Below are 22205 nucleotides of genomic sequence, written 5' to 3' on the forward strand. Positions count from 1 at the left end.
TCAGGCATAAAAAACCGCTGCCCCGGTCAATCGTGATGGCGGTTTTTTCGTTTCATCACAGCAAAGTCAGGAGTCGCGGTGTAAATCCGGCGGCATCGTACAATCAACCTTGAGCGGATCCGGGCGCCTGCCCATGCCTGCGCGGTCTTGGCGAGTCTGGTAGACGTAGGCAAGTACCTGACGCCTCAGGGACAGACCAGGTTTTCACCCGAACAATCGCCCGATTAGCAGGTAAATCCAAACGTCGCAGCTTTCGGCAGCGCCTACAGGGATCAATGCACTGCGCGTGAGTGACCGTCCGTCGCCACCTGTCAGATCTGACAGGTGCGTAATTAATCGTTTAGGCTCTGATAGCTCCAGCCCGTTCCCACTGCGCAGGAGCTTCGCTCATGACCACCTCAACGCCACCCGATAACACCGTCCTCGCGCTCGACCCACCCAAGGTAAACGGTGAAACCTACCCGGTCGAGGGTGCACAAATTGGTTTGTCGCTGGCGGCTTATGACCTAGTCAACGACGGTGAAGGTGCTGTGGTTCTTGTGGATCCCCCGCTTGTTGGCACCGTGGATCCCGGTGATGTACTGGAGTTGTGGCTCGAAAATGAGTCCGCCGTTCTGGACAGCGAGACCGTTACCGATCCCAATGCTCGAATGACTGTGCGCATCCCCAAAAACCGGCTGCTTCCACATCGTATTAACAACGTGTATTACACCTTCAGGCGCGGCAGCAACAATTTAGGCACCTCCGAGCCAATGCTCACCGTTCTCTACAACAAGATTCGCCCCGGCCTGAAGGATCGTCTGACCGAGCCCGATGGAGGTCACTCCGAACTCAAATTGCTGCTGCCCGACGCCATCAAAAACGGCGTCAGCCCGGACTTTGTCAGCGCCGAGGTGTGCGTGGCTTACCCTTATTGCCGGGCCTACGACGAGATCACCCTCAAATGCAACGGCGAAATCCTGCGTGTCGTTGTGGGCAAGGACCAGGCGCCCCAACCGCCCGATCACGGCTCTGAAACGCCCATCACCATTTGCTTCACCGTGGATCGCACCTACCTGGATAAAGCGAAACGCGAGGATCAGAAACTGCACTTTTCCTACACCGTCACCGACCAGATCGGCAACGGCCCGGACACCGATGCGCCGTGGTCACCACTACAGACCGTCGATGAGGATCTGGACGGCAAACGTTTGCCGATGCCGATTCTGCTGGAGCGCAAAGAGGACTATCCCGGTGATGACGCGAGCATCATCGATCTGGAAAAACTGGCGGGTAATCCGTTGCTGCTGGTTGTGATGACCAAAGACAACCGCTTTATGGCGGGCGACGAAATTATGGCGACCTATACCACTACAGGGCAAACCGACCCCGTGGTAGTCACCGGAAAAGTCGAAGAGGATCCCTTCCTTGGGAAACTGCCCTGCTTCCTTGAAGTGCCCAATGACAAGGTCTTCGCTGGCAGCAAGGTGACTGCGACTTATGTATTGCACAGGCCCAATGTGGGTCTGGTGGGGAGTTCCAACACAGCTACCGCAACAGTGACGGGGACAACACCGGTAGATCTAGAGCCGCCAACACTGCTGGCACCGGCGACCAACCCAGTTGATGTGTTGGCCTACGAAGAAGGCGTCACTGTGCGCGTCGAACACCTCTCGGCCTTTGCGGGTGACCAGGCTCAACTGCTGGAAGTTAACCCCCTACCCGACGCCAAACCCTTTCCGCTACTGACGTTCAACCAGAACAAACGCGCCAACTTTAAACTTGATCCAGCGTTTCTGGTGGCACGGCGCGGAACAACCATCAAATTGCGTTGGGAACTGATTCGTGGTGAAAAACCCGAAGGCGAGTCCCCGGATCTGGTACTGACTATCCAGCCTATCGCCGAGGATGATCCGCGGTTACCGACACCGAACATTGGGGGGGAAACGGGTGAGATGCTGGAAGTTCACACACTGGACGACAGTGCCCGGATTCTCGCGGAAAAATGGCCACTGCAGAAGGCAGGACAACCCATCTGGATAACCTGTAGAGGCTTTGACAAGAACGGGAATCCGATCAGCAAGGATGTTCGGTTGGGAGAACCGAATGAGTCGGCAGACGGGTTGTCGGTAAAAGCGCCGATTGAATGGCTGAAGGAACTCAAGGATGGAACTGAATTGATCACGGAATGGGCCGTTAATCTTGACGGCTCTCTTGATAAAGTCAAAGCGGTTTCCTTTTCCCCGCGGTTTTATACCGTGAAGAGCTTACATCCTTTCACCATACAAACGGGCCTCATGGAGCTTAAGGGACTTAACATCAATGCGGACTTCCTTGCTCTGACCGGAACCCCTGCACCCGAAACTACGCAAACACGGGTACCAATCTCTGGAGATGGCGACTACTCCTATTTCTCCAGCGCTACTGATGTAGCGACAGTGAATGACAACGGGCTGGTCAGTGGTCTCAAAAATGGCAATGCAACTATTACCGTGCGGGAAAACAACTCCCAGCGTGAAATTTCGTTCCCCGTCAAAGTGCAAAATGTTGTTCGTCTGGTCATGACTCCTACACATACCTACAGCATCAGCGCAGCTATTAACTGGATGAATTCAATTGGTGGATCGCCTGTTTCAAATGCAGCTATCGATGTGCTGAAAGTCAAATACAAGCCGCTTGTATCCAGCGCAGGCGGTTGGCTCTGCCGTAATGATGGATGTGGTGCCGGGCAGTACCTTTCAGTTGTAACCAATAATCCGAACGCATGGACCATTTCCTGTTTCACGGGCAACAACTCCCAAGCACATGGTTGGTGCCTTCTGCCTGGCTGAATTTGACGCATAACAAGCGGCACGCCTGCTCGATGCAAGAAAGGAAAATGGGACGTATTTATTTACCGCTGAACAAGCAACTAAATTAAAGATCACAGCCTGCGGCAACTCCAAATAAACTGGTGAGCTGCCGCAGGCTGCGATTTTTTGCTTTAAACGCAAGCGTTTAAATGACACGCAAAGATACGTAATCAGGCTACACGTTCTTGCGGAATTGCCTACAGCTACGCCAGAATCGGCCGGCTTGTGCGCTTTGGGAGTGGGTTCTACTGTTTGCCGGTCACTGACTAACAGTGATCGGGTTTAGCAGCTCGGCAATTTTCAAGGCACGCGAGTCCCGCTATTACAATATGGCGGCTTTGCGTGGGGCACTTCGGTGCGCCGGGATCCTTGAGCCTGGTCTGCTAACCCGCGTACAGCCGCCACCCTATCCGTTTAGCAGCGATGGATGACGGCTCCATTTTTCAAGGAGCTTTGCCATGATCAAACCAACGCCAAACCCGCCCGAAACCGACCCCACCTCCCCCTACGAATCCCTCGATTCAAAAAAGCTCCACGAAGCGGCCGACCGCGCCCTCGATCACTACCTCTGCCCGCCCGGCTCCACCCCGCCGCCACGTAAAACCCGCAGAATGTACGCTGTGACCGCGGACTTCAAAAACGAGGAACTGCTGGCCGATGCTTGCGAAACCCTCGCTTCGGCCAAGACCATCGCCCATGACTTCGCCCATCTCATACCCGCGTCGCAGCGCAGAACGTTATTAGGCATTGCGCAACTGATCATGCTCGGGGAACTGGCGGTGAATCGGGTGCTGGATAATCTGGAGTTTCCGAACCAGTTCGGGCACTGATCGTTCCCACGCTCTGCGTGGGAACGCCTCAACGGACGCTCCGCGTTCGGCTCTAGATCGGACGCGGAGCGCCCCGGCTGCATTCCTGTGCTGCGCGTGGGAACGATCAAGCAACCTTCCAGTTTTTGCAGCGAAATGGAACAAACGAGGTTAACCCGTGGGTCTTCTACTAACGGCGAGCAAACTTTGCAGATACGGCGGAGTCAGCAGGACCTCATCAAGAGATTGCCAACCCCGCTCTACTTAAACTAAAAACGGAGGTGTGTGACTTCCTTCGTCTCTGCACTCACACGATCATATTCGACCGGCTTACCGACTTTGAAGTTCTGTTCGTGTTTGAGCTCTTCAGGGACCTGGAAGTAAAAACATCTGTCGTCAGGGTCACGCGGAACATTCATAGCAGGCGTTAAACGGTCCTCTTTTATTTTGAGGTATTCATCGTACGGTCCCGGATAAATAGTGCCCCTGCCAGTGTTTTCGTCGTAGCTTACGAATACACCCTTCAGCTCTTCACCTTCCATTTCATCTGCCATTTCCCTTCTCCTTTGCCATCGCAAAATAGGATACGCACCGAATGTGCGACACCACCCAGCAATCAAAACGCAAAAGCACGCTTCCCACACCTGTAAAACCTGACAGGTTAGACGCGCTTTCAGACGAAAGGTAAACCTCAGAAATCGCGCCACAAATCCGACGAACTCGAAAAATCGCTGGGATTTTTCAAGGAGAGTTCAAATATCACTCATAGAATCTTTCAGGGATCGATCACGTTGTCATCCAGACAGTCGCCCACTCTTTTGCCTTTTAAACTCTGGTGTTTAAAAGACATCTTCTGACACGCCTCCAAGGCTACAAATCCTTGCGCCACTGCCTACAGCCAAGCCAGAATCCGCCGGCTTGTGCGCTTTGTGCCGGGACTCTATCGTGGTCCGGTCGCTGACGAATCAGCGATCGGGTTTAGCGACTCGAATTCAAGTCAAAGGTGCATCAGCGTTCCAGGCTTCGTTGCGGATCTGTATTTTCGCGATTTCGTCATGGTGGCTGTATGCGGGAGACCTTCGGGTCTGCCGGGTGCCTTTGACCGGTTCGCTAACCTGCGTACAGCCGCCACCCCTCCTGTTTAGCGACAGGTTGTAGCGGCTCCACTTCAAAGGAGCTTCACCATGATCAAACCAACACCCAACCCACCCGAAACCGATCCCACCTCGCCCTACGAATCCCTCGATTCGAAAAAGCTCCACGAAGCGGCCGACCGCGCCCTCGATCACTACCTCTGCCCGCCCGGCTCCACGCCACCTCCACGTAAAACCCGCAGAATGTACGCTGTGACCGCGGACTTCAAAAACGAGGAACTGCTGGCCGATGCTTGCGAAACCCTCGCTTCGGCCAAGACCATCGCCCATGACTTCGCCCATCTCATACCCGCGTCGCAGCGCAGAACGTTATTAGGTATTGCGCAACTGATCATGCTCGGGGAACTGGCGGTGAATCGGGTGCTGGATAATCTGGAGTTGCCGAATTAGCAGGTTGCTGTGACAAGGTTTGATTGATGTGTGTTGGTTGCTGACGCTTTCGGGAGCAAGCCCCCTCCCACAGGTTCAGCGTTGTGAACCCAGACTTGTGATCGACACCACCCCCTGTGGGAGCGGGCTTGCTCGCGAAGGCTGCTTCACAGCCAACACCTGTATTCAGGCATAAAAAAACCGCCGCCCGGCTCAATCCGGACAGCGGTTTTTTGTTTCATGGCTCAACGGGGACAGGGCACCGTTTTGTATGAATGTGGTTCGTCCTTGCTTCACCCAGTAGTGCCCAAGCCCATCGAGTAGAAAGCAGTCAACTGGGGGAGTGCGTCTGTTCACGACTTAGGTGCGTCAGGCGACAAAACCTATAGGAAGACTTTTTCATACCTGAATAAGCCTGGATTACACATAGATCAAAAGATCGCAGCCTTCGGAAGCTACCACTGAGGTTCATTTCAACGGTAGGAGTTGCCGTGGCTGCGATCTTTTGCTTTGAGCGCTGGTTACTGCGCGGTCAGAATCTGCTTGGGCGAAATATTACCGAAGGCGAGTTGTTTGCTATCAATGTACTGCGTACCCCGGAATATTGGCTGCCCGTCGACCTCAACGAAGTCCTCATCCATGTACATGAGCACGACCTTGGTCTCTGGCGCCTTGATCTGTGGAACCGCCGAATGGCCCTGCAGCAGATTGAGGGCCCAATGAAACTGAATAATTGGCAAATCACCTATTTCAATCTGGCTCGTGCCATCCAGTGACCGAAAGTCTTGCCGTGCCGTCATGCGTAGCTTGCGGCCGATCAACTCGAACACCGGCTTGCCATAACGCGCCTCCAAATCACGCCCCGTCGCCCATTGATCCATGTAATAGCCTGGCGAGGTGAACAGCTCGAACAACGCCTGGTTGTCGTGGATTTTCCCCGCAGCGTCAAACAAATAGTTGTAGGAGTAGTGATAAGCCAGACCGTAGAGCTCGGGCCTGATGGCGTTGATCGGATTATCGAGATAATCCGGGACATAAATATTGGCCATCTGCACAAAGTGGGTGAAGTCCAGATCCAGATCGAAGCTGACCGTGTACCGGATAGACCTTTCCTTCGGATTCGCCTCCAACCTCCCTGAAACATATTCCAGCGTCATGCCTTCGAGTTTTTTGTAGATTCGTTCTGTCATGATCGTGCTCTCTGCGCCGAGGGATTATTCCCGAATGCATGGCAGCGCAGCTGGAGGGTGGCGTCTACTGTCAGATCTGACAGGCAGACAGGGTTTTCAGACAGACGGTAACCGTCCGTCGTAAAGCCGCAGACTACTTCAGCGGGCGATCTGGATTAATTCGTAGATTTGTTGCTTCTCCTCCCGCCGTTTTCGGTTCGTCAAACTCGACCGGATCGCCCACTTTGATTTTTTCACGATGTTCGTTCATCAACGCAATACTGAACTTGTAGCCTTTGTCCGCAAGAAAAAAACCTGTTGCGGCAGCAAAAGAACTTCCCGAGCGCGTCGGGGTAATAATGCCTTTACCGGTTTTGGGGTCATAGCTGCTGAACGTACCTTTCATTGTCGTGCTCCCTTGCGTCTGCTCGAAACACCCGTATCGGGTACTGGGTGTTAACAAGCATCAAACTGCAAAAGCTCGACAAGCGCACCTGTCAGAGTTGACAGGTGACGACTGCATTCAGACAGACGGTAATCGTCAGGAATCACGCCGCAGATCCGGCGGAATCGGCAAATCGTCCTTGAGCGGATCCGGGCGTTTGCCCTTGCCGGCGCGGTGTTGGCGGATCTGGTAGACGTAGGCCAGCACTTGGGCGACGGCCAGGTACAACCCGCCGGGGATTTCCTGATCGAGTTCAGTGGAGTAGTAGATCGAACGCGCCAACCCCGGCGATTCGAGGAGCATGACGTTGTTGGCTACGGCGATTTCGCGGATCTTCAGCGCCAGGAAGTCACTGCCCTTGGCCAGCAGCACCGGCGCCCCGCCCTTTTCCGAATCGTATTTGAGCGCCACGGCATAGTGGGTCGGGTTGGTGATGACCACGTCGGCGTCGGGAATCGCCGCCATCATCCGCCGCTGGGACATTTCGCGCTGGGTCTGGCGGATGCGTTGCTTGACCTCCGGCCGCCCCTCTTGATCCTTGTGCTCGTCGCGCACTTCCTGCTTGGTCATCTTGAGCTTTTTCATGCTCTCGAAGATTTGCACCGGAACGTCAACCGCTGCGATCAGGATCAGCCCGCAGGCCATCCACAACGTACTCCAGCCCACCAGCAAGACACTGTGAATGATTGCCTGGTCCAGCGGCTCATGGGCGATGCGCAGCAAGTCGTCGACATCCGATGACAACACCATCAGCGCCACCGCCAGCACGATGAAAAATTTCGCCAGCGCCTTGAGCAACTCAATGATCGCCTTCATCGAAAACATGCGCTTGAGGCCCGCGCCGGGGTTCATCCGGCTGAATTTGGGCGCCATGGTACTGGCGGAAAACAACCAGCCACCAAGGGCAATCGGCCCGATCAGTGCGGCCAGCAACAGGGTGATCATGATCGGCTGAATCGCGACCAGAGCAAGCTTGCCGGAATGCATCAGAAAGGCACCCATGGAGCGCTGATCCATGATCACTTCCCGCGAGAGCGAGAAGTTCATGCGCATCAACTCCATCAAGTCCTGCGCGAGCATGCCGCCGAAGACCAGCAAGGCACCGGCACCGGCCAACATCACCGCCAGGGTGTTGAGCTCCTTGGAACGCGCAACCTCACCCTTCTCGCGGGAGTCCTTTTTGCGCTTCTCCGTGGGGTCTTCTGTTTTGTCCTGACCGCTTTCGCTCTCAGCCATGACTCAGCGCGCCTGTGCCAGTTCGCGTAAAAACTGCAAAGCCTCGGCGGCCAGCGGTTGATACTGATTGAGAATATCCGCCAGCCCCACCCAGACAATGAACAGGCCGAGCACCAGGGTCAGCGGAAAACCAATGGAGAAGATATTGAGCTGCGGCGCAGCCCGGGTCATCACGCCGAAGGCGATGTTGACCACCAGTAACGCGGTGATCGCCGGCAACACCAGCATCAGCGCCGCCCCCAATACCCAGCCGAGTTTGCCGGCCAGCTCCCAGTAATGCGCCGTCATCAGACCGCTGCCGACCGGCAACGTGGTGAAACTTTCAGTGAGGACTTCGAACACCACCAGATGGCCGTTCATCGACAGGAACAGCAAGGTCACCAGCATGGTGAAGAACTGCCCGATCACCGCCACCGAGACGCCGTTGGTAGGGTCGACCATCGAGGCGAAACCCATGCCCATCTGGATCGCGACAATCTGCCCCGCCACCACGAATGCCTGAAAGAACAGTTGCAAGGAAAAACCGAGGATAGCGCCAATCAGGATTTGCTCGGCGATGAGCAACAAGCCGCTCAGATCCAGCGCATGAACAGGGGGCATCGGCGGCAGGCCGGGCGCGATCACCACCGTGATCGCGAGCGCGAAATACAGACGGATACGCTTGGGCACCAGCGTCGTGCCGAACACCGGCATGACCATCAGCACAGCGCCTATGCGAAAGAGCGGCAACATGAACGCCGCCACCCAGGAACTGATCTGGGTGTCGGTCAGCTGAAGCAGCGATTGCATGGCTTAGCCGATAACCAGCGGGATGTTGTGATACAGCTGAATGATGTATTCCATGAAGGTCTGCACCAGCCATGGCCCGGTGACGATCAGCGTGACCAGCATCACCAGCAGGCGCGGGAGGAAGCTGAGGGTCTGTTCGTTGATCTGGGTCGCGGCCTGAAACATCGCCACCATCAAACCGACCAGCAGACTGGGAATCACCAGCACCGCGACCATCATCGTGGTCAGCCACAAGGCTTCGCGAAAGATGTCGACCGCTACTTCCGGCGTCATGGCGAGACACCTCCAAAACTGCTGGCCAGGGTGCCAATGATCAGCGCCCAGCCATCGACCAGTACGAACAGCATGATCTTGAACGGCAGGGAAATGATCAGCGGCGAGAGCATCATCATACCCATCGCCATCAGCACACTGGCCACGACCAGGTCGATGATCAGGAACGGGATGAAGATCATGAAACCGATCTGGAACGCGGTTTTAAGCTCCGAAGTGACAAACGCCGGTACCAGAATCGTCAGCGGCGCCTGATCAGGCGTGGCGATGTCGGTACGTTTGGACAGACGCATGAACAGCTCAAGGTCGCTGGAACGAGTCTGCGCGAGCATGAAGTCCTTGATGGGCACCTGCGCCTTTTCCACCGCTTGCTGAGCGGTGAGTTTTTCCGCCAGATACGGCTGCAAGGCATCGTTGTTCACCCGGTCGAACACTGGCGCCATGATGAACATCGTCAAAAACAGCGCCATGCCGGTGAGGATCTGGTTCGACGGCGTTTGCTGCAGGCCGAGGGCCTGACGCAGGATCGAGAAGACAATGATGATCCGGGTAAAACTGGTCATCAGCATGACGAACGCCGGAATGAAACTCAGCGCGGTCATGATCAGCAGAATCTGCAGGCTGACCGAATACTCCTGCGCGCCGTCGGCATTGGTGCCCAGGGTGATCGCCGGGATCGACAACGGATCGGCGGCCAATGCCAGCGGCGCAGCCAGCAACAGGGCCAGCGTCAAGACGATGCGTAACGCACCCATTACTTCTTATCCTTCTGATCCTTACCCAGCATCTTCAGCAGATGCTGGGCAAACTCCGGGGTCGCTTTCTCGGCAGTGCTCGGGACGTCCACCGGCTCCTTGAGTACATGCAGCGCAGTGATGGTGCCGGGACTCAAACCGAGCAAAATCTGCTCGTTACCGACCTGAACCAACATCAACCGGTCACGCGGACCGAGCGCACGGGAACCGATCAGCTCGATCACCTGCCCCTTGCCTGCCGGCCCCGCCTGTTGCACGCGGCGCAGCAACCAGGCAAGAACGAAGATCAAGCCCAACACCACCAGCAGCCCCAACACCAACTGCGTCAATTGCCCGGCCACGCCGCTGTTGACCATCGGTGCAGTGGCTGCAGGCACGGTGTTGCTGGCCGCCGGCTCGGCGGCCAGCACGCTCAAGGGCAGCGCCAGCAGAGCCCAGAGATACCTTTTCACTCAGCGCAGCTTCTTGATGCGTTCACTTGGGCTGATCACGTCGGTCAGGCGGATGCCGAACTTCTCGTTGACCACAACCACTTCACCGTGAGCGATCAGGGTGCCGTTGACCAGCACATCCAGCGGCTCACCCGCCAGACGATCGAGCTCGATCACCGACCCCTGGTTCAGTTGCAGCAGGTTGCGAATGTTGATGTCGGTACTGCCCACTTCCATCGAGATGGACACCGGGATATCCAGGATCACGTCCAGGTTCGGACCGTCCAATGTGACCGGGTCGTTATTCTTCGGCACGCTGCCAAACTCTTCCATCGTCAGACGGTCGGAGCTCGATGCGCCGGCATCAGCGGCAAGCAAAGCGTCGATGTCAGCCTGGCCGTCGCCAGTCTCTTCCAGGGCTGCTGCCCATTCATCGGCCAGTGCCTGATCGTCCTGGGCGTTCATATCGTCGTTCATCATTTGTCCTCGGCGGGCAAAAATTCAGCTAAATGTGTGGGGGTGAGAGCGCCGCTTCAGCGACGCTCGATGGGCTCGATTACCTGCAACGCGAGGTTGCCTTTGTGCGAACCCATCTTGACCTTGAAGGCTGGCACGCCGTTGGCGCGCATGATCATGTCTTCCGGCATTTCAACCGGGATCACATCACCCGGCTGCATGTGCAGGATGTCGCGCAGCTTCAACTGACGGCGAGCAACGGTGGCGCCGATCGGTACGTCGACATCGAGCACGTCCTGGCGCAGGGCGTTGACCCAGCGTTCGTCCTGATCGTCGAGATCGGACTGGAAACCGGCGTCGAGCATTTCGCGCACCGGCTCGATCATCGAGTACGGCATGGTCACGTGCAGATCGCCGCCACCGCCATCGAGTTCGATGTGGAACGTTGAGACCACAATCGCTTCGCTCGGGCCGACGATGTTGGCCATGGCCGGGTTCACTTCCGAGTTGATGTACTCGAAATTGACTTCCATGATCGCCTGCCAGGCTTCTTTCAGATCGACGAACGCCTGCTCCAGCACCATGCGCACCACGCGCAGTTCGGTCGGGGTGAACTCACGCCCTTCGATCTTGGCGTGACGGCCGTCGCCACCGAAGAAGTTGTCCACCAGTTTGAACACCAGTTTGGCGTCGAGGATGAACAGCGCGGTGCCGCGCAAAGGTTTGATCTTGACCAGGTTGAGACTGGTCGGTACGTACAGCGAGTGCACGTACTCGCCGAACTTCATCACCTGCACGCCACCGACGGCAACGTCCGCCGAGCGGCGCAGCATGTTGAACATGCTGATGCGGGTGTAGCGGGCAAAACGCTCGTTGATCATTTCCAGGGTCGGCATGCGTCCACGGACGATGCGATCCTGACTGGTCAGGTCGTAGCTTTTGACACTGCCGGGTTCGGCAGCGTTATCGGTCTGTACCAGACCATCGTCGACGCCATGCAACAACGCGTCGATTTCATCCTGGGACAGCAGATCCTGCACGGCCATGTCGTGTTCCTACTGCAGTACGAAATTAGTGAAAAGCAACTGTTCGATCACCACTTTGCCCAGCTCTTTCTGCGCCACTTCCTGGACGCTGGCTGTGGCCTTCTGGCGCAACATCTCTTGCCCGACCGGCGTTGCCAGAGTGGCAAAGTCTTGACCGGAGAAGAGCATCACCAGGTTATTGCGGATCACCGGCATGTGCACTTTGAGCGCTTCCAGATCGGCCTGATTACGCGCCAGCATGGTGATACTCACTTGCATGTAGCGCTGACGGCCGTTCTGGTTGTAGTTGGCGACGAATGCCGGCGCCATCGGCTCGAAAATCGCCGGTTGCTTACCGACCGGAACAGTCTCGGCCGCCTCGGCAGATTTGCTCTGGGCACTGTGCATGAAGAACCAGGTCGCCCCCACAGACGCGCCAATGGCCAGCAGCAATGCCAGCACGATCACAATGATCAGCTTGAGTTTGCCTTTGGTTGCAGGGTCTTTTACTGCTGCTGTTTCGCTCTTCGCCATGCCAATAATCCGTCACTATTCGGGTTTTCACAGTCGCACGGCAAGGCAAGAGCAAGTGTTATGCCAGAAGTGTCGGAGCAAATTGGGAGAACACACAAAACCAATGTGGGAGCGGGCTTGCTCGCGAATGCAGTGTGTCAGCCAACATTAATGTTGAATGTCATTGCGCATTCGCGAGCAAGCCCGCTCCCACAGGGGGTACAGGGTTGTGTCAGGCGTAGTAGTCGACGGCGCTGGAGCCAATCACGCTGGTGGTCTGCGCGGCAGCTTCGGCCACGCTGACAGGCGCCAATTCTTCATCCGCCGAGTCCAGTCGACCACCAGCAGCGCTGGCGCGGCCGCTTTGGCCCTGCTGCGCCTGATCCTGACCTTGCTGCCCCTGCCAGCCACGGTTCTGGTCAGACACATTGACGTCGACCTGCCCCATACCCTGCTGGGCGAACATCTCGCGCAGACGATGCATCTGCCCGTCCAGCGCTTCACGCACACTCGGGTGCGCACTCATGAACGTCACCTGAGTCTGCTGGTCCGGGACCATATTGACCCGGATATCCAGACGCCCCAGTTCAGCCGGCTGCAACTGAATATCCGCCGCCTTCAGATTGGCGCTCGACAGATACATGACGCGGTTGACCACTTCTTCAGTCCAGCCGCTCTGATGCATGGCGATTGGCTGGCTTACCGGCACGACGTTGGCGGTCTTAGGCGTGGCTGCCTGGGTCAGTGCCGCCAGACGGTTGGCGAAGTCGTCGACGCGAGTGTCACTGGTGGCGGATTTGAGGTCTTTGAGCCCGTCATCGATCAGGCCGCTGAAAGCCTTCTCCCCACCCTGACTGGTACTGTCCTTGTCGGCCTGCACGTCGAGCATGCTGGCCATGCCCGCAGCGAAGTTCTGCGCCGAGGTCAATTCACCGTCGGCCTGAGCCTGTGCGGGCGCAGCTTTGGGTTGCGCCTGGCTGGCAGAGGAAATGTGTCCGCCCTGCTCCATCGCCATGCGCACCACCGGGAGCGAGTCGAGGGGATCGGCTGCCGGGTCGAAATCACTGTCGGCAGTGGCCGACGGGTCCTTGACCGCACTGGGCTGCAAGGCTACTGCCGGGGTATCTGTTTTGGAAGGTGTCGCTTCGACAACCGGGGCCGGCCCCACAGGAGCCGTGACGACCGGTTGCACGCTTTCTGCCAGTGCCGGATCGAGCGTCGGGTCGACCGGTGTGGCATCCGCCACTGGGGCCTGAGAGGTGTCCGGGCTGTCGTCACTGCTGCCTGTCTTGTCGTCGGCCGCCGGTGTTTTGTCGGCAGGCAAGTCATTGCCGCTATCGGCAACCGTCGGTTGCGTGGCGGCAGCCGGATCCTTGCCAACGTCCGTTTTACCGCTGTTGTCAGCGACCTTGTCACGCGCCGGTTTAATCGCCATGTCGGGGGTTGCGGCAGATTTTCTCGGGCCTTGATCGGCAAACACTTCAGCGAAGCTTGAGGCCTTGCCCCCGGCGTCCAGGGCCATTGCCGACGACTTGGCAGAGGCAGCTTGAGCCTTCGCCTGAGCGGCGCTCTGAAGAAGAATGTTGGGGGTCGCAGGCATAAAACGGTCTCCGCTGCACTGGGATCGTAGGTACAGTTGACCGAGATAACTGCAAGTGCCGGGCCAGTTTTGTCCGGCGCCGAAGAAAAGCGCCGGACGGTGGAAATTAGTGAGTCAGCGCTTGCTGTCGCTCTTTTTCATAGACAGCGCTTACAAACTCAAACTCGCCAATGATATCGGCGATCAGTTGGGCAATTTGCGTCGCACTTTTGTCCTTGGCTTCGGCTTCCAGTTCACGACACAGTTCAGCCAATCGAATGGCTCCCATGTTACTGGCACTGCCCTTGAAACTATGGGCAACGTCCGACAGCGCTTTGGCGTCGATGGTTACTTGAAGGTCGTCCAGACGCAGCCTGGAGTCCGCCAGAAAGGTATCCAGCAGTTCCGGATAACCTTCCTCCATGACTTCGCGCAAGACGCTCAGCGTTTCGCGATCCACATGTTCGTCAGTCACTTGCTCACTCCTTGATCAAGAATTGCGCGGATTATGCACCAACCCCCCAGGAAAATTCCACGCGCGCACTACGCCCCTGGTCCGACCAGCTCGCGTTGCGCCCCAATTGGCGGATCAGGCTGACACCACGCCCCGACAGACGGACATCTTCGATTGGCCGCTCCATCACCCGGGCAACATCAAAGCCCTTACCACTGTCTTCAACCCGAATGACCAGACAGCCACCTGAACCTTGCGGCTGCACCTGTAGATGCACGCGGACATAACCGTCCTGCAATGCTTCCAGACGCGCATTGCGCTGTTCATAGTAGCGGGCGAATCCGGAGGCATCGCGTTTGAGACTGGAATCCAGCCCCAACACTCCGTGCTCCAGTGCATTGGAATACAACTCGGCGAGCACGCTGTACAACGCGCCGCTTTGCGCTCGCAACCCATGTACTTCAAGCAGCAACTGCAACAGGTATGGCAATGGATTGAAACGCTTGAGCGTAGCGCCACGAAACTCGAAGTTAACCGACCAGTCCAGCGGACAGGACTGGCCGCTGTCCGAATACATCGCCTGCGAAGGATTGGCCTGCGCAGGCTCCAGCAGGCTGATCTCGACCATGCTCACATCGTCACGCGCTTCACCACGAAAATCGCACAGCGCCCGCTCGATATCCTCGAACAACCGATCAGGCTCGCGATTGGCAGCAAACACCTGCTGTAAACGCTCGACACCGAACAGTTGATCATTGGCATTGCTGGTGTCGATCACCCCGTCGGACAACAGGAAAACCCGATCACCGACAGCCATCGGATAGACTTGCGTACTGTCATCGAACGCCTGCGGACTCAGGACGCCCAGCGGCAGATGCCGCGCGGTCAACGGCATGCGCTCGCCGCTGGCAATCCGGTGCAGATAGCCGTCAGGCATGCCGCCGTTCCAGACCTCCACCGAACGCCTCTGGAAACTCAGGCACAGCAGCGTTGCGCAGCAAAACATGTCCACCGGCAAAATACGCTTGAGCTTGGCATTCATCTCTCGCAGGGTTTCGGCCAGGCCGTAGCCCTTGGCCGTCATGCCGTAAAACACTTCGGCCAACGGCATGGCACCCACCGCGGCCGGCAAGCCATGGCCGGTAAAGTCGCCTAACAGCAAATACATATCGCCCGAGGGGGTATGCGCCGCCAGCAGCAGGTCACCATTGAACAGCGCATAGGGCGATTGCAAATAGCGGATATTCGGCGCACTCAGACAACCGGAATGCGCGACCTTATCAAACACCGCTTTGGCGACACGTTGCTCGTTGAGCAAATAATGATGATGTTTGGCAATCAGGTCGCGCTGTTGCAGCACAGTGGCCTGCAAACGGCGCAACCGATCCATCGCCTTGATTTTGGCGGCGAGGATGACCTGGTTATAGGGCTTCGCCAGAAAGTCGTCACCTCCTGCCTCAAGGCAACGCGCCAGCGCTTCGCTCTCGGTCAGCGACGTGAGGAAGATGATCGGCACCAGGGTTTCCCCCGCCAGCGCCTTGATCTGTCGCGCGGCCTCGAAACCGTCCATCACCGGCATCATCGCGTCCATCAGGACAAGATCGGGCTGCTCGCGACGGAAGATATCAACGGCTTCTGTACCGTTGGCCGCTGTCACGACTTCATGGCCCTGACGACGAACGATGGTCGACAGCAGCAACCGGTCAGCGGCGCTGTCTTCGGCGATCAGGATCGTCAACGGCTCTTGCTCCTGTATGGCCATCAACTGATATCGAAGAGCTTGTCAAAATTGGAGATGGCGAAGATCTTGCGCACATCGCAACTACTGTTAACCACCCGCACATCCGAGTGATCGCCGCCCGCGTGATCACGCAGCAGGAGCAGCATGCCTAGTGCAGAGCTGTCGAGATAGGTGGCGTCTTTGAGGTCGACCACAATGGACTCAGGCTTAGGGCTGAGCGTCTCATAAGAATCGCGAAAATCCTTATGACGATCGAAATCGAACCGCCCCTTAATCCAGATCGTCAGTTTTTGACCATCAGGAGATACTTCTCTAACGACTGACATTGACTGGCTTCCTTGTCATTGCGAACGTGTACAAGGTTTAGCATCTGGTGAGGGTTGGAGCAAGGAGTGAAGCACGATCAATAAGGGTCATGTCGCGGCAAACGCTGGGACAACTCGTCGAGCAGCTTCTGCTCGCGCTTGTCTTCGGCACGTTGAGCTTCGTCGCGGTAGCGTTGCACCAGTTTGCGCAACCCCTCGACCCGGGCGAACGCCTGCTGCCAAGCCTCCCGCGCCTTATCCAGATTGTTCTGATGCCAGACCAGGCTCTGGCGCTGCTGATCAACAGCGGTGTCGAGTTGCGCCAGAAAGCCCTGAAACCCGAGCAGCCACTGCCCGCTCACGCCGGTGCTGCCGCGCACGATCCATTGCTGTGAGTAATCGAGACGAAAGGCATGCAGGTCGGCGAGTTTGCTTTCGGCCACTTTTACTTGACCCTGAAAGTAACCCAAACGCTGCACGGCGGCTTTCTCGGCCTTCTCGGCCATGTCCACCACTGGCACCAGACGCGCCGCTCGACTCAGGGCCATGATCGATTAGCCGCCGGGCGCCGGGGCGAAGATCGAGGCCAGATGGTTTTCACTGGCACCCATGTTGATGTTGTCGTTCAAGCCCTGACGCAGGTACATCGACATCGCCGGTTGCAGATTGATCGCCGTGTCGGTCTCACGATCCCCCCCCGCCACATAAGCGCCGACGCTGATCAGGTCGCGACTCTGCTGATAGCGCGACCAGTACTGCTTGAACATCTGCGCATGGTTCATGTGCTTGATGCCCACTACCGCCGGCATTACCCGACTGATCGACGCTTCGATATCGATGGCCGGGTAGTGCCCTTCCTCGGCCAGGCGCCGGGACAGCACGATGTGGCCGTCAAGTACGCCTCGGGCCGAGTCGGCAATCGGGTCCTGTTGGTCATCGCCTTCGGACAACACGGTATAGAACGCGGTAATCGACCCCCCGCCCTTCTCCGCATTACCGGCGCGCTCCACCAACTTGGGCAACTTGGCGAACACCGACGGCGGATAACCCTTGGTCGCGGGCGGCTCGCCGATGGCCAAGGCGATTTCCCGCTGGGCCTGGGCGAAACGGGTCAACGAATCCATCAGCAACAGAACGTTCTTGCCCTTGTCGCGAAAATACTCGGCGATCCGCGTGCAGTACATGGCCGCGCGCAGACGCATCAACGGCGCATCGTCTGCTGGCGAGGCGACCACCACCGAACGCTTGAGGCCTTCTTCACCGAGGATGTGCTCGATGAACTCCTTAACTTCACGACCCCGCTCACCGATCAGACCCACGACGATAATGTCGGCCTCAGTGAAGCGAGTCATCATGCCCAGCAATACGGATTTACCGACACCGGTACCGGCGAACAGGCCCAGTCGCTGCCCCCGACCGACCGTCAACAAACCGTTGATGCAACGAATGCCCACATCCAGTGGAACACTGATCGGGTCACGGTTGAGCGGGTTGATCGTCGGGCCGTCCATCGGCACCCAGTCTTCGGCTTTCATGCCGCCCTTGCCGTCCAGCGCGCGACCTGCGCCATCGAGCACACGACCGAGCATGCTCATGCCCATCGGCAAGCGACCGGTATCGGCCAGCGGCACCACACGAGCGCCCGGGGCGATACCGGCGACGCTGCCGACCGGCATCAAAAAGACTTTGCTACCCGAGAAACCCATGACTTCCGCTTCAACCTGCGAGGGGTGATAGCTGTCGTCGTTGATCACCAGGCAGCGCGTGCCCATGGCTGCGCGCAGGCCTTCGGCTTCCAGCGTGAGGCCGACCATCCGCAGCAGGCGACCTTCAAGGATGGGCGCGCCGGCCATTTCGATGGCCTCGGCATAAGTGCTCAGGCGCTTGGCGAAACTGGTGCGTTCAAGGCGCATCGGTGGCGTCCGCGAGCGGCTCGTCTGGGGCCGCCGCCGGTTTGGCGTCCTCAGGGATATCCAGACTCAAGTCCGGCGCGGCCGGGTGCAGGGCCTGTTCGTGCAACTGATCGAACAACTTGTCCATGACCTGAGTGACGCGGGTTTCAATGCTCGCGTCGATTCGGCTTTGCGCGGTTTCAACGCGGCATCCACCCGGCATCAAGGATTCGTCCTCGACGATGCGCCAGGTTTCCTCATGACGCTCGCGCAGGGCTTTGGCCTGCTCGAAGTCCTGAGGGTTGATGTACAAACGCACGTTGTCGACGCCCAGCGGCAATAGCTTGAGGGCGTCGCGCATGACGTGTTCGATCTGGCTCGAGTCGATGGCCAACTCGCGCTTGATCACCTGTTTGGTGATGTGCTGCACGAGGTCGACCAAAGACTTTTCGATCTGTGTGTCTTGCTCGGCGATGGGCTCGAACAGGTGCCCCATCAATTGCTCAAGGCTGACAAGCTTCGCCTCCAAGGCCACTTCGGCCTCTTGACGCACCTTGAGCGTGGCACTGTGAAAACCTTCTTTTTCGCCGATGGCGAAGCCCTCGTTGTAGGCCTCCTGACGGATGCTTTCGAGTTCTTCCAAGGTCAGTGGCTGGACTTCTTCCAGCGGCACTTCTTCCATTTCCGGCGGTTCGGGCTCCGGTTCCGGCTCGGGTTCCGGTTTCGGCGGATCGAAACTGGGCAGTGCCCAGGACTCGAAACTGCGAACATCCCGGGCACGGATCAGATCCGTCACATCGTCATGCTTGTCCATGGGCTTAGATCATTTCCTCGCCGCCCTTGCCACCGAGCACAATCTCGCCGGCTTCGGCCATACGACGGGCAATGGTGAGGATTTCTTTCTGTGCCGTTTCCACGTCGCTGACACGCACCGGGCCTTTGGCCTCGAGGTCGTCGCGCAACAGTTCGGCCGCACGTTTGGACATGTTCTTGAAGATTTTCTCTTTGACGCCTTCGTCCGAACCCTTGAGGGCCAGCACCAGCACGTCGGAAGACACTTCGCGCAACAGCGCCTGAATTCCGCGGTCGTCGACATCGGCCAGGTTGTTGAACACGAACATGAGGTCTTCGATCTGACCGGACAGGTCTTCGTCGACTTCGCGGATCGAATCCATGAGCTGCCCTTCGATCGAACTGTCGAGGAAGTTCATGATGTCCGCCGCACGCTTGATGCCACCCAGGGTGGTGCGCGAGGCGTTCGAGTTGCCGGAGAACTGCTTCTCGAGAATCTGGTTCAGTTCTTTCAGTGCCGCTGGCTGCACGGTGTTCAACGACGAGACGCGCAGGATGATGTCCAGACGCACTTTGTGGTCGAAGTTGCCGAGCACCTCACCGGCCTGATCCGGATCGAGGTACGCGACCACGATGGCCTGGATCTGCGGGTGCTCGTAACGAATCACGTCGGCAACGGCACGCGGCTCCATCCATTTCAGGCTGTCCAGGCCGCTGGTGTTGCCACCGAGCAGGATGCGGTCGATCAGGCCGTTGGCCTTGTCTTCACCCAGGGCCTGGGTGAGCATTTTGCGCACATAGTCGTCGGAACCAACGCCCAGGCTGGTCTGGTCGCCGACGATGTCGACAAACTCGCTCATGACCTGCTCGACCTGCTCGCGATGGACGTTGCCCATCTGCGCCATGGCCACACCCACACGCTGAACCTCTTTGGGCCCCATGTGGCGCAGCACTTGCGCAGCATCGGTCGAGCCAAGGGACAGCAGCAGAATCGCGGCTTTGTCGACCTTGTTCAGTTTGACGGTAGCGGCTCGGTTATCACTCATCTGCGTTAATCCACTCTTTCACGACCTGAGCCACGCGACCCGGGTCTTCAGCCACCAGACTCTTGATTGCATTCAGTTGCGCGTCATAACCCTCGCTCGGGCTCGGCAACAGAATGCTCTGCGGACCACCGAGGCTCACGCGGTCGTTGGAAAGTTCGCCGTCCAGGCCGCCCATGCCACCGAGTTCCACGTCGCTGCCCAAACCGGCCAGCTCCTTGCCTTTGCCACCGCCGGTGATGTTGTTGAGCACCGGACGCAGCACACCAAACACCAGCACCAGGATGAACAACACACCCAGCACTTGTTTGACGATGTCCCAGAACCATGGCTGGGAGTAGAACGGAATATCGGCAATCACTTCGCCGCGCTCGGCGGAGAACGGCATGTTGATCACGCTGACGCTGTCGCCACGGCTGGCGTCGAAACCGACGGCGTCCTGCACCAGACGGGTGAAGCGCGACAATTCATCGGCGCTCCACGGCGCGCGGGTGATTTCCCCGTTGGCCGCATTGACCTTGACCTGATCGTCGACCACCACCGACACCGACAGGCGATTCAGGCGACCCTGCTGCTGTTTGGTGTGGCTGATGGAGCGATCGAGTTCGAAGTTCTTGGTGGATTGTTGACGTTTGTCAGCCGGGTACGGTGCGAGCATCGGCTGGCCGGTGGCCGGGTCCATGATCTGCTGACCGTTGGCGTCAACCAATGGTTGACCTGGCTGGATCATGCCTGCCGCAGTGGCAGCACCACCGGTGGTTTGCGGCGCCGAAGCCGGCGACGGTGGCTGGTTGCTCAGCGCCCCCGGCACACCTTGCGGGCCGTTGCTGGCGGTACGCTGCTCGTTGACCGACTGCTCGCTGCGCAACGCCGGTTGATCCGGGTTGAACTGTTCGGCAGTGGATTCGACGGCGTTGAAATCGATATCGGCCGAGACTTCGGCCTTGTAGCGGTCGTTGCCCAGTACCGGTTGCAGAATGTTGTGCACGCGCTGGGTGAGCATGCTTTCCATGCGGCGGCTGTAATCGAACTGCTTGCCGGCCATGGTCATTTCAGAGTTTTCAGCCTGATCAGAGAGCAGATTGCCCTTCTGGTCAACGACAGTGATCTGCGATTTGCTCAGCTCGGGAACGGAAGTCGCCACCAGGTTGATGATCGCCACCACCTGACCTGGCTCCAGCGAACGACCGGAGTACAGTTCAACCAGAACCGATGCACTTGGCTTGCGCTCATCACGCACGAACACCGAACTCTTCGGAATCGCCAGGTGCACGCGAGCACCCTTGACGTTGTTCAGACTGGAAATGGTGCGCGCCAGCTCACCTTCCAGACCGCGACGATAACGGGTCGCTTCCATGAACTGGCTGGTGCCCAGCCCCTGTTCCTTGTCGAGGATCTCGAAACCGATATTGCCGTCGCTGGGAGTGACACCAGCGGCAGCGAGTTTCATCCGCGCACGGGACAGGTCATCGGCCTTGACCAGCAAGGCGCCGGAATTCGGTTCGACGGTATAAGGGATGTCGGCGGAGGCCAGAGTGTCCATGACCTGTTTGGCGTCCATGCCGGCAAGGCTGCCGTACAACGGACGGTAATCCGGCTGCTGCGACCACAACACCACGGCAAAGCCAATCGCCACACTCGCAGCCAGGCCGACCAACAGGCCTACCTGACGCAGCATGGTCATCTCGGAGAGGTTTTCCAGGAAGGACAGACCGAACAGCGGCGGTTTGCCGTCTATCGGGGTGGCCTTGGCCGGAACGTTATCGGCGACTGCTTCTGCCATGACTCAATCTCGTCCTTAAACCGGCATCTGCATGATGTCTTGATAAGCCTGAACCAGTTTGTTGCGTACCTGGGTCAGAGCCTGGAACGACACGCTGGCTTTTTGCGAAGCGATCATCACGTCCGTCAGATCTACGCCGCTTTTACCGATTTCAAAAGCGTTAGCCAACTGATTCGACGCCTGCTGGGTATCGCTGACTTTGTTGATCGCCTGACCGAGCATGTCGGAAAAGCTGCTGCCAGCCAGTTCAGGGACAGCGGCTGTCGATTTCGGCGCAGACATGGCATCCATTTTCATGGCCTTCATGTCCATCATCAACCGATTAAATTCAATACCTTGGCTCATGGTCTACTCTCTTTGG

At 57.8% G+C, this 22205-nt stretch carries 24 protein-coding genes; 3 read left to right on the top strand and 21 right to left on the bottom strand.

What is annotated here, in order from left to right:
- Nucleotides 1-389 precede the first annotated feature (389 nt).
- Together K5E40_RS17800 and K5E40_RS17805 are read left to right on the top strand one after the other, a co-directional pair.
- Nucleotides 390-2810 (top strand): Ig-like domain-containing protein, encoded by a 2421-nt coding sequence (locus tag K5E40_RS17800; protein WP_221731962.1) that lies wholly within the window; start codon nucleotides 390-392, stop codon nucleotides 2808-2810.
- A 479-nt stretch (nucleotides 2811-3289) separates the two neighbouring features.
- Entirely contained in the window at nucleotides 3290-3661 is a 372-nt protein-coding gene (locus K5E40_RS17805) for a DUF6124 family protein (protein ID WP_221731963.1), read from the top strand.
- 248 nt (nucleotides 3662-3909) lie between these two features.
- Here the strand turns inward: K5E40_RS17805 and K5E40_RS17810 are convergent, their stop codons facing one another.
- A complete protein-coding gene (locus K5E40_RS17810) occupies nucleotides 3910-4194 on the bottom strand; it encodes a hypothetical protein (RefSeq protein ID WP_221731964.1) in 285 nt (94 codons plus the stop codon).
- A 630-nt stretch (nucleotides 4195-4824) separates the two neighbouring features.
- On the opposite strand from K5E40_RS17810, the gene K5E40_RS17815 reads away from it, so the two are divergent.
- Complete coding sequence (locus K5E40_RS17815) at nucleotides 4825-5184, top strand: DUF6124 family protein (RefSeq protein ID WP_221731965.1); 360 nt, start codon at nucleotides 4825-4827, stop codon at nucleotides 5182-5184.
- Nucleotides 5185-5684: 500 nt separating this feature from the next.
- Here K5E40_RS17815 and K5E40_RS17820 read toward each other — a convergent pair whose 3' ends face one another.
- The 20 genes from K5E40_RS17820 to fliE form a co-directional block, all read right to left on the bottom strand.
- Nucleotides 5685-6353 (bottom strand): hypothetical protein, encoded by a 669-nt coding sequence (locus K5E40_RS17820; RefSeq protein ID WP_221731966.1) that lies wholly within the window; start codon nucleotides 6351-6353, stop codon nucleotides 5685-5687.
- A 133-nt stretch (nucleotides 6354-6486) separates the two neighbouring features.
- Nucleotides 6487-6738 carry a hypothetical protein gene (locus K5E40_RS17825; RefSeq protein WP_221731967.1) on the bottom strand — a complete coding sequence of 84 codons (252 nt, stop codon included), beginning with the start codon at nucleotides 6736-6738 and terminating at the stop codon, nucleotides 6487-6489.
- Between the two features lie 135 nt (nucleotides 6739-6873).
- Nucleotides 6874-8013 (bottom strand): flagellar biosynthesis protein FlhB, encoded by a 1140-nt coding sequence (gene flhB / locus K5E40_RS17830; protein WP_221731968.1) that lies wholly within the window; start codon nucleotides 8011-8013, stop codon nucleotides 6874-6876.
- Nucleotides 8014-8016: 3 nt separating this feature from the next.
- Nucleotides 8017-8802 (bottom strand): flagellar biosynthetic protein FliR, encoded by a 786-nt coding sequence (fliR, locus tag K5E40_RS17835; protein WP_221731969.1) that lies wholly within the window; start codon nucleotides 8800-8802, stop codon nucleotides 8017-8019.
- Nucleotides 8803-8805: 3 nt separating this feature from the next.
- Nucleotides 8806-9075, bottom strand: a complete 270-nt coding sequence (gene fliQ / locus K5E40_RS17840; RefSeq protein WP_221731970.1) for a flagellar biosynthesis protein FliQ — start codon at nucleotides 9073-9075, stop codon at nucleotides 8806-8808.
- Nucleotides 9072-9830: a flagellar type III secretion system pore protein FliP gene (gene fliP, locus K5E40_RS17845; RefSeq protein ID WP_221731971.1), complete on the bottom strand. Its 759-nt coding sequence runs from the start codon at nucleotides 9828-9830 to the stop codon at nucleotides 9072-9074. Before fliP ends, fliQ begins: the two co-directional genes overlap by 4 nt.
- Entirely contained in the window at nucleotides 9830-10282 is a 453-nt protein-coding gene (fliO, locus tag K5E40_RS17850) for a flagellar biosynthetic protein FliO (protein ID WP_221731972.1), read from the bottom strand. The genes fliP and fliO overlap by 1 nt, the downstream gene beginning before the upstream one ends.
- Entirely contained in the window at nucleotides 10283-10738 is a 456-nt protein-coding gene (fliN, locus tag K5E40_RS17855; RefSeq protein WP_401138226.1) for a flagellar motor switch protein FliN, read from the bottom strand. It lies immediately after the preceding gene.
- Nucleotides 10739-10794: 56 nt separating this feature from the next.
- Nucleotides 10795-11763, bottom strand: coding sequence for a flagellar motor switch protein FliM (gene fliM, locus K5E40_RS17860; RefSeq protein ID WP_003222890.1), 969 nt, complete (start codon nucleotides 11761-11763; stop codon nucleotides 10795-10797).
- A 9-nt stretch (nucleotides 11764-11772) separates the two neighbouring features.
- Complete coding sequence (gene fliL / locus K5E40_RS17865) at nucleotides 11773-12276, bottom strand: flagellar basal body-associated protein FliL (protein WP_221731974.1); 504 nt, start codon at nucleotides 12274-12276, stop codon at nucleotides 11773-11775.
- A 211-nt stretch (nucleotides 12277-12487) separates the two neighbouring features.
- Nucleotides 12488-13855 (bottom strand): flagellar hook-length control protein FliK, encoded by a 1368-nt coding sequence (locus K5E40_RS17870; RefSeq protein ID WP_221731975.1) that lies wholly within the window; start codon nucleotides 13853-13855, stop codon nucleotides 12488-12490.
- A 106-nt stretch (nucleotides 13856-13961) separates the two neighbouring features.
- Nucleotides 13962-14309 carry an Hpt domain-containing protein gene (locus K5E40_RS17875; protein ID WP_221731976.1) on the bottom strand — a complete coding sequence of 116 codons (348 nt, stop codon included), beginning with the start codon at nucleotides 14307-14309 and terminating at the stop codon, nucleotides 13962-13964.
- A gap of 31 nt (nucleotides 14310-14340) precedes the next feature.
- A complete protein-coding gene (locus K5E40_RS17880; protein WP_221732042.1) occupies nucleotides 14341-16044 on the bottom strand; it encodes a fused response regulator/phosphatase in 1704 nt (567 codons plus the stop codon).
- Between the two features lie 5 nt (nucleotides 16045-16049).
- Complete coding sequence (locus K5E40_RS17885) at nucleotides 16050-16355, bottom strand: STAS domain-containing protein (protein WP_221731977.1); 306 nt, start codon at nucleotides 16353-16355, stop codon at nucleotides 16050-16052.
- 77 nt (nucleotides 16356-16432) lie between these two features.
- Nucleotides 16433-16882, bottom strand: coding sequence for a flagellar export protein FliJ (gene fliJ, locus K5E40_RS17890; RefSeq protein WP_221731978.1), 450 nt, complete (start codon nucleotides 16880-16882; stop codon nucleotides 16433-16435).
- Nucleotides 16883-16888: 6 nt separating this feature from the next.
- Nucleotides 16889-18247 carry a flagellar protein export ATPase FliI gene (fliI, locus tag K5E40_RS17895; RefSeq protein WP_221731979.1) on the bottom strand — a complete coding sequence of 453 codons (1359 nt, stop codon included), beginning with the start codon at nucleotides 18245-18247 and terminating at the stop codon, nucleotides 16889-16891.
- On the bottom strand, nucleotides 18237-19040 hold the full coding sequence (fliH, locus tag K5E40_RS17900) for a flagellar assembly protein FliH (RefSeq protein ID WP_221731980.1): 804 nt from the start codon (nucleotides 19038-19040) through the stop codon (nucleotides 18237-18239). The genes fliI and fliH overlap by 11 nt, the downstream gene beginning before the upstream one ends.
- Before the next feature lie 4 nt (nucleotides 19041-19044).
- The gene (fliG, locus tag K5E40_RS17905) at nucleotides 19045-20064 is read right to left on the bottom strand and encodes a flagellar motor switch protein FliG (protein WP_007920042.1); all 1020 of its coding nucleotides are present in this window, start codon (nucleotides 20062-20064) and stop codon (nucleotides 19045-19047) included.
- Nucleotides 20057-21844: a flagellar basal-body MS-ring/collar protein FliF gene (gene fliF, locus K5E40_RS17910; protein WP_221731981.1), complete on the bottom strand. Its 1788-nt coding sequence runs from the start codon at nucleotides 21842-21844 to the stop codon at nucleotides 20057-20059. Before fliF ends, fliG begins: the two co-directional genes overlap by 8 nt.
- Nucleotides 21845-21859: 15 nt before the next feature.
- Nucleotides 21860-22189, bottom strand: a complete 330-nt coding sequence (gene fliE / locus K5E40_RS17915; protein WP_221731982.1) for a flagellar hook-basal body complex protein FliE — start codon at nucleotides 22187-22189, stop codon at nucleotides 21860-21862.
- Nucleotides 22190-22205 lie beyond the last annotated feature (16 nt).

The sequence above is a fragment of the Pseudomonas baetica genome (genome assembly GCF_019733355.1).
GTDB lineage: Bacteria > Pseudomonadota > Gammaproteobacteria > Pseudomonadales > Pseudomonadaceae > Aquipseudomonas > Aquipseudomonas baetica_A.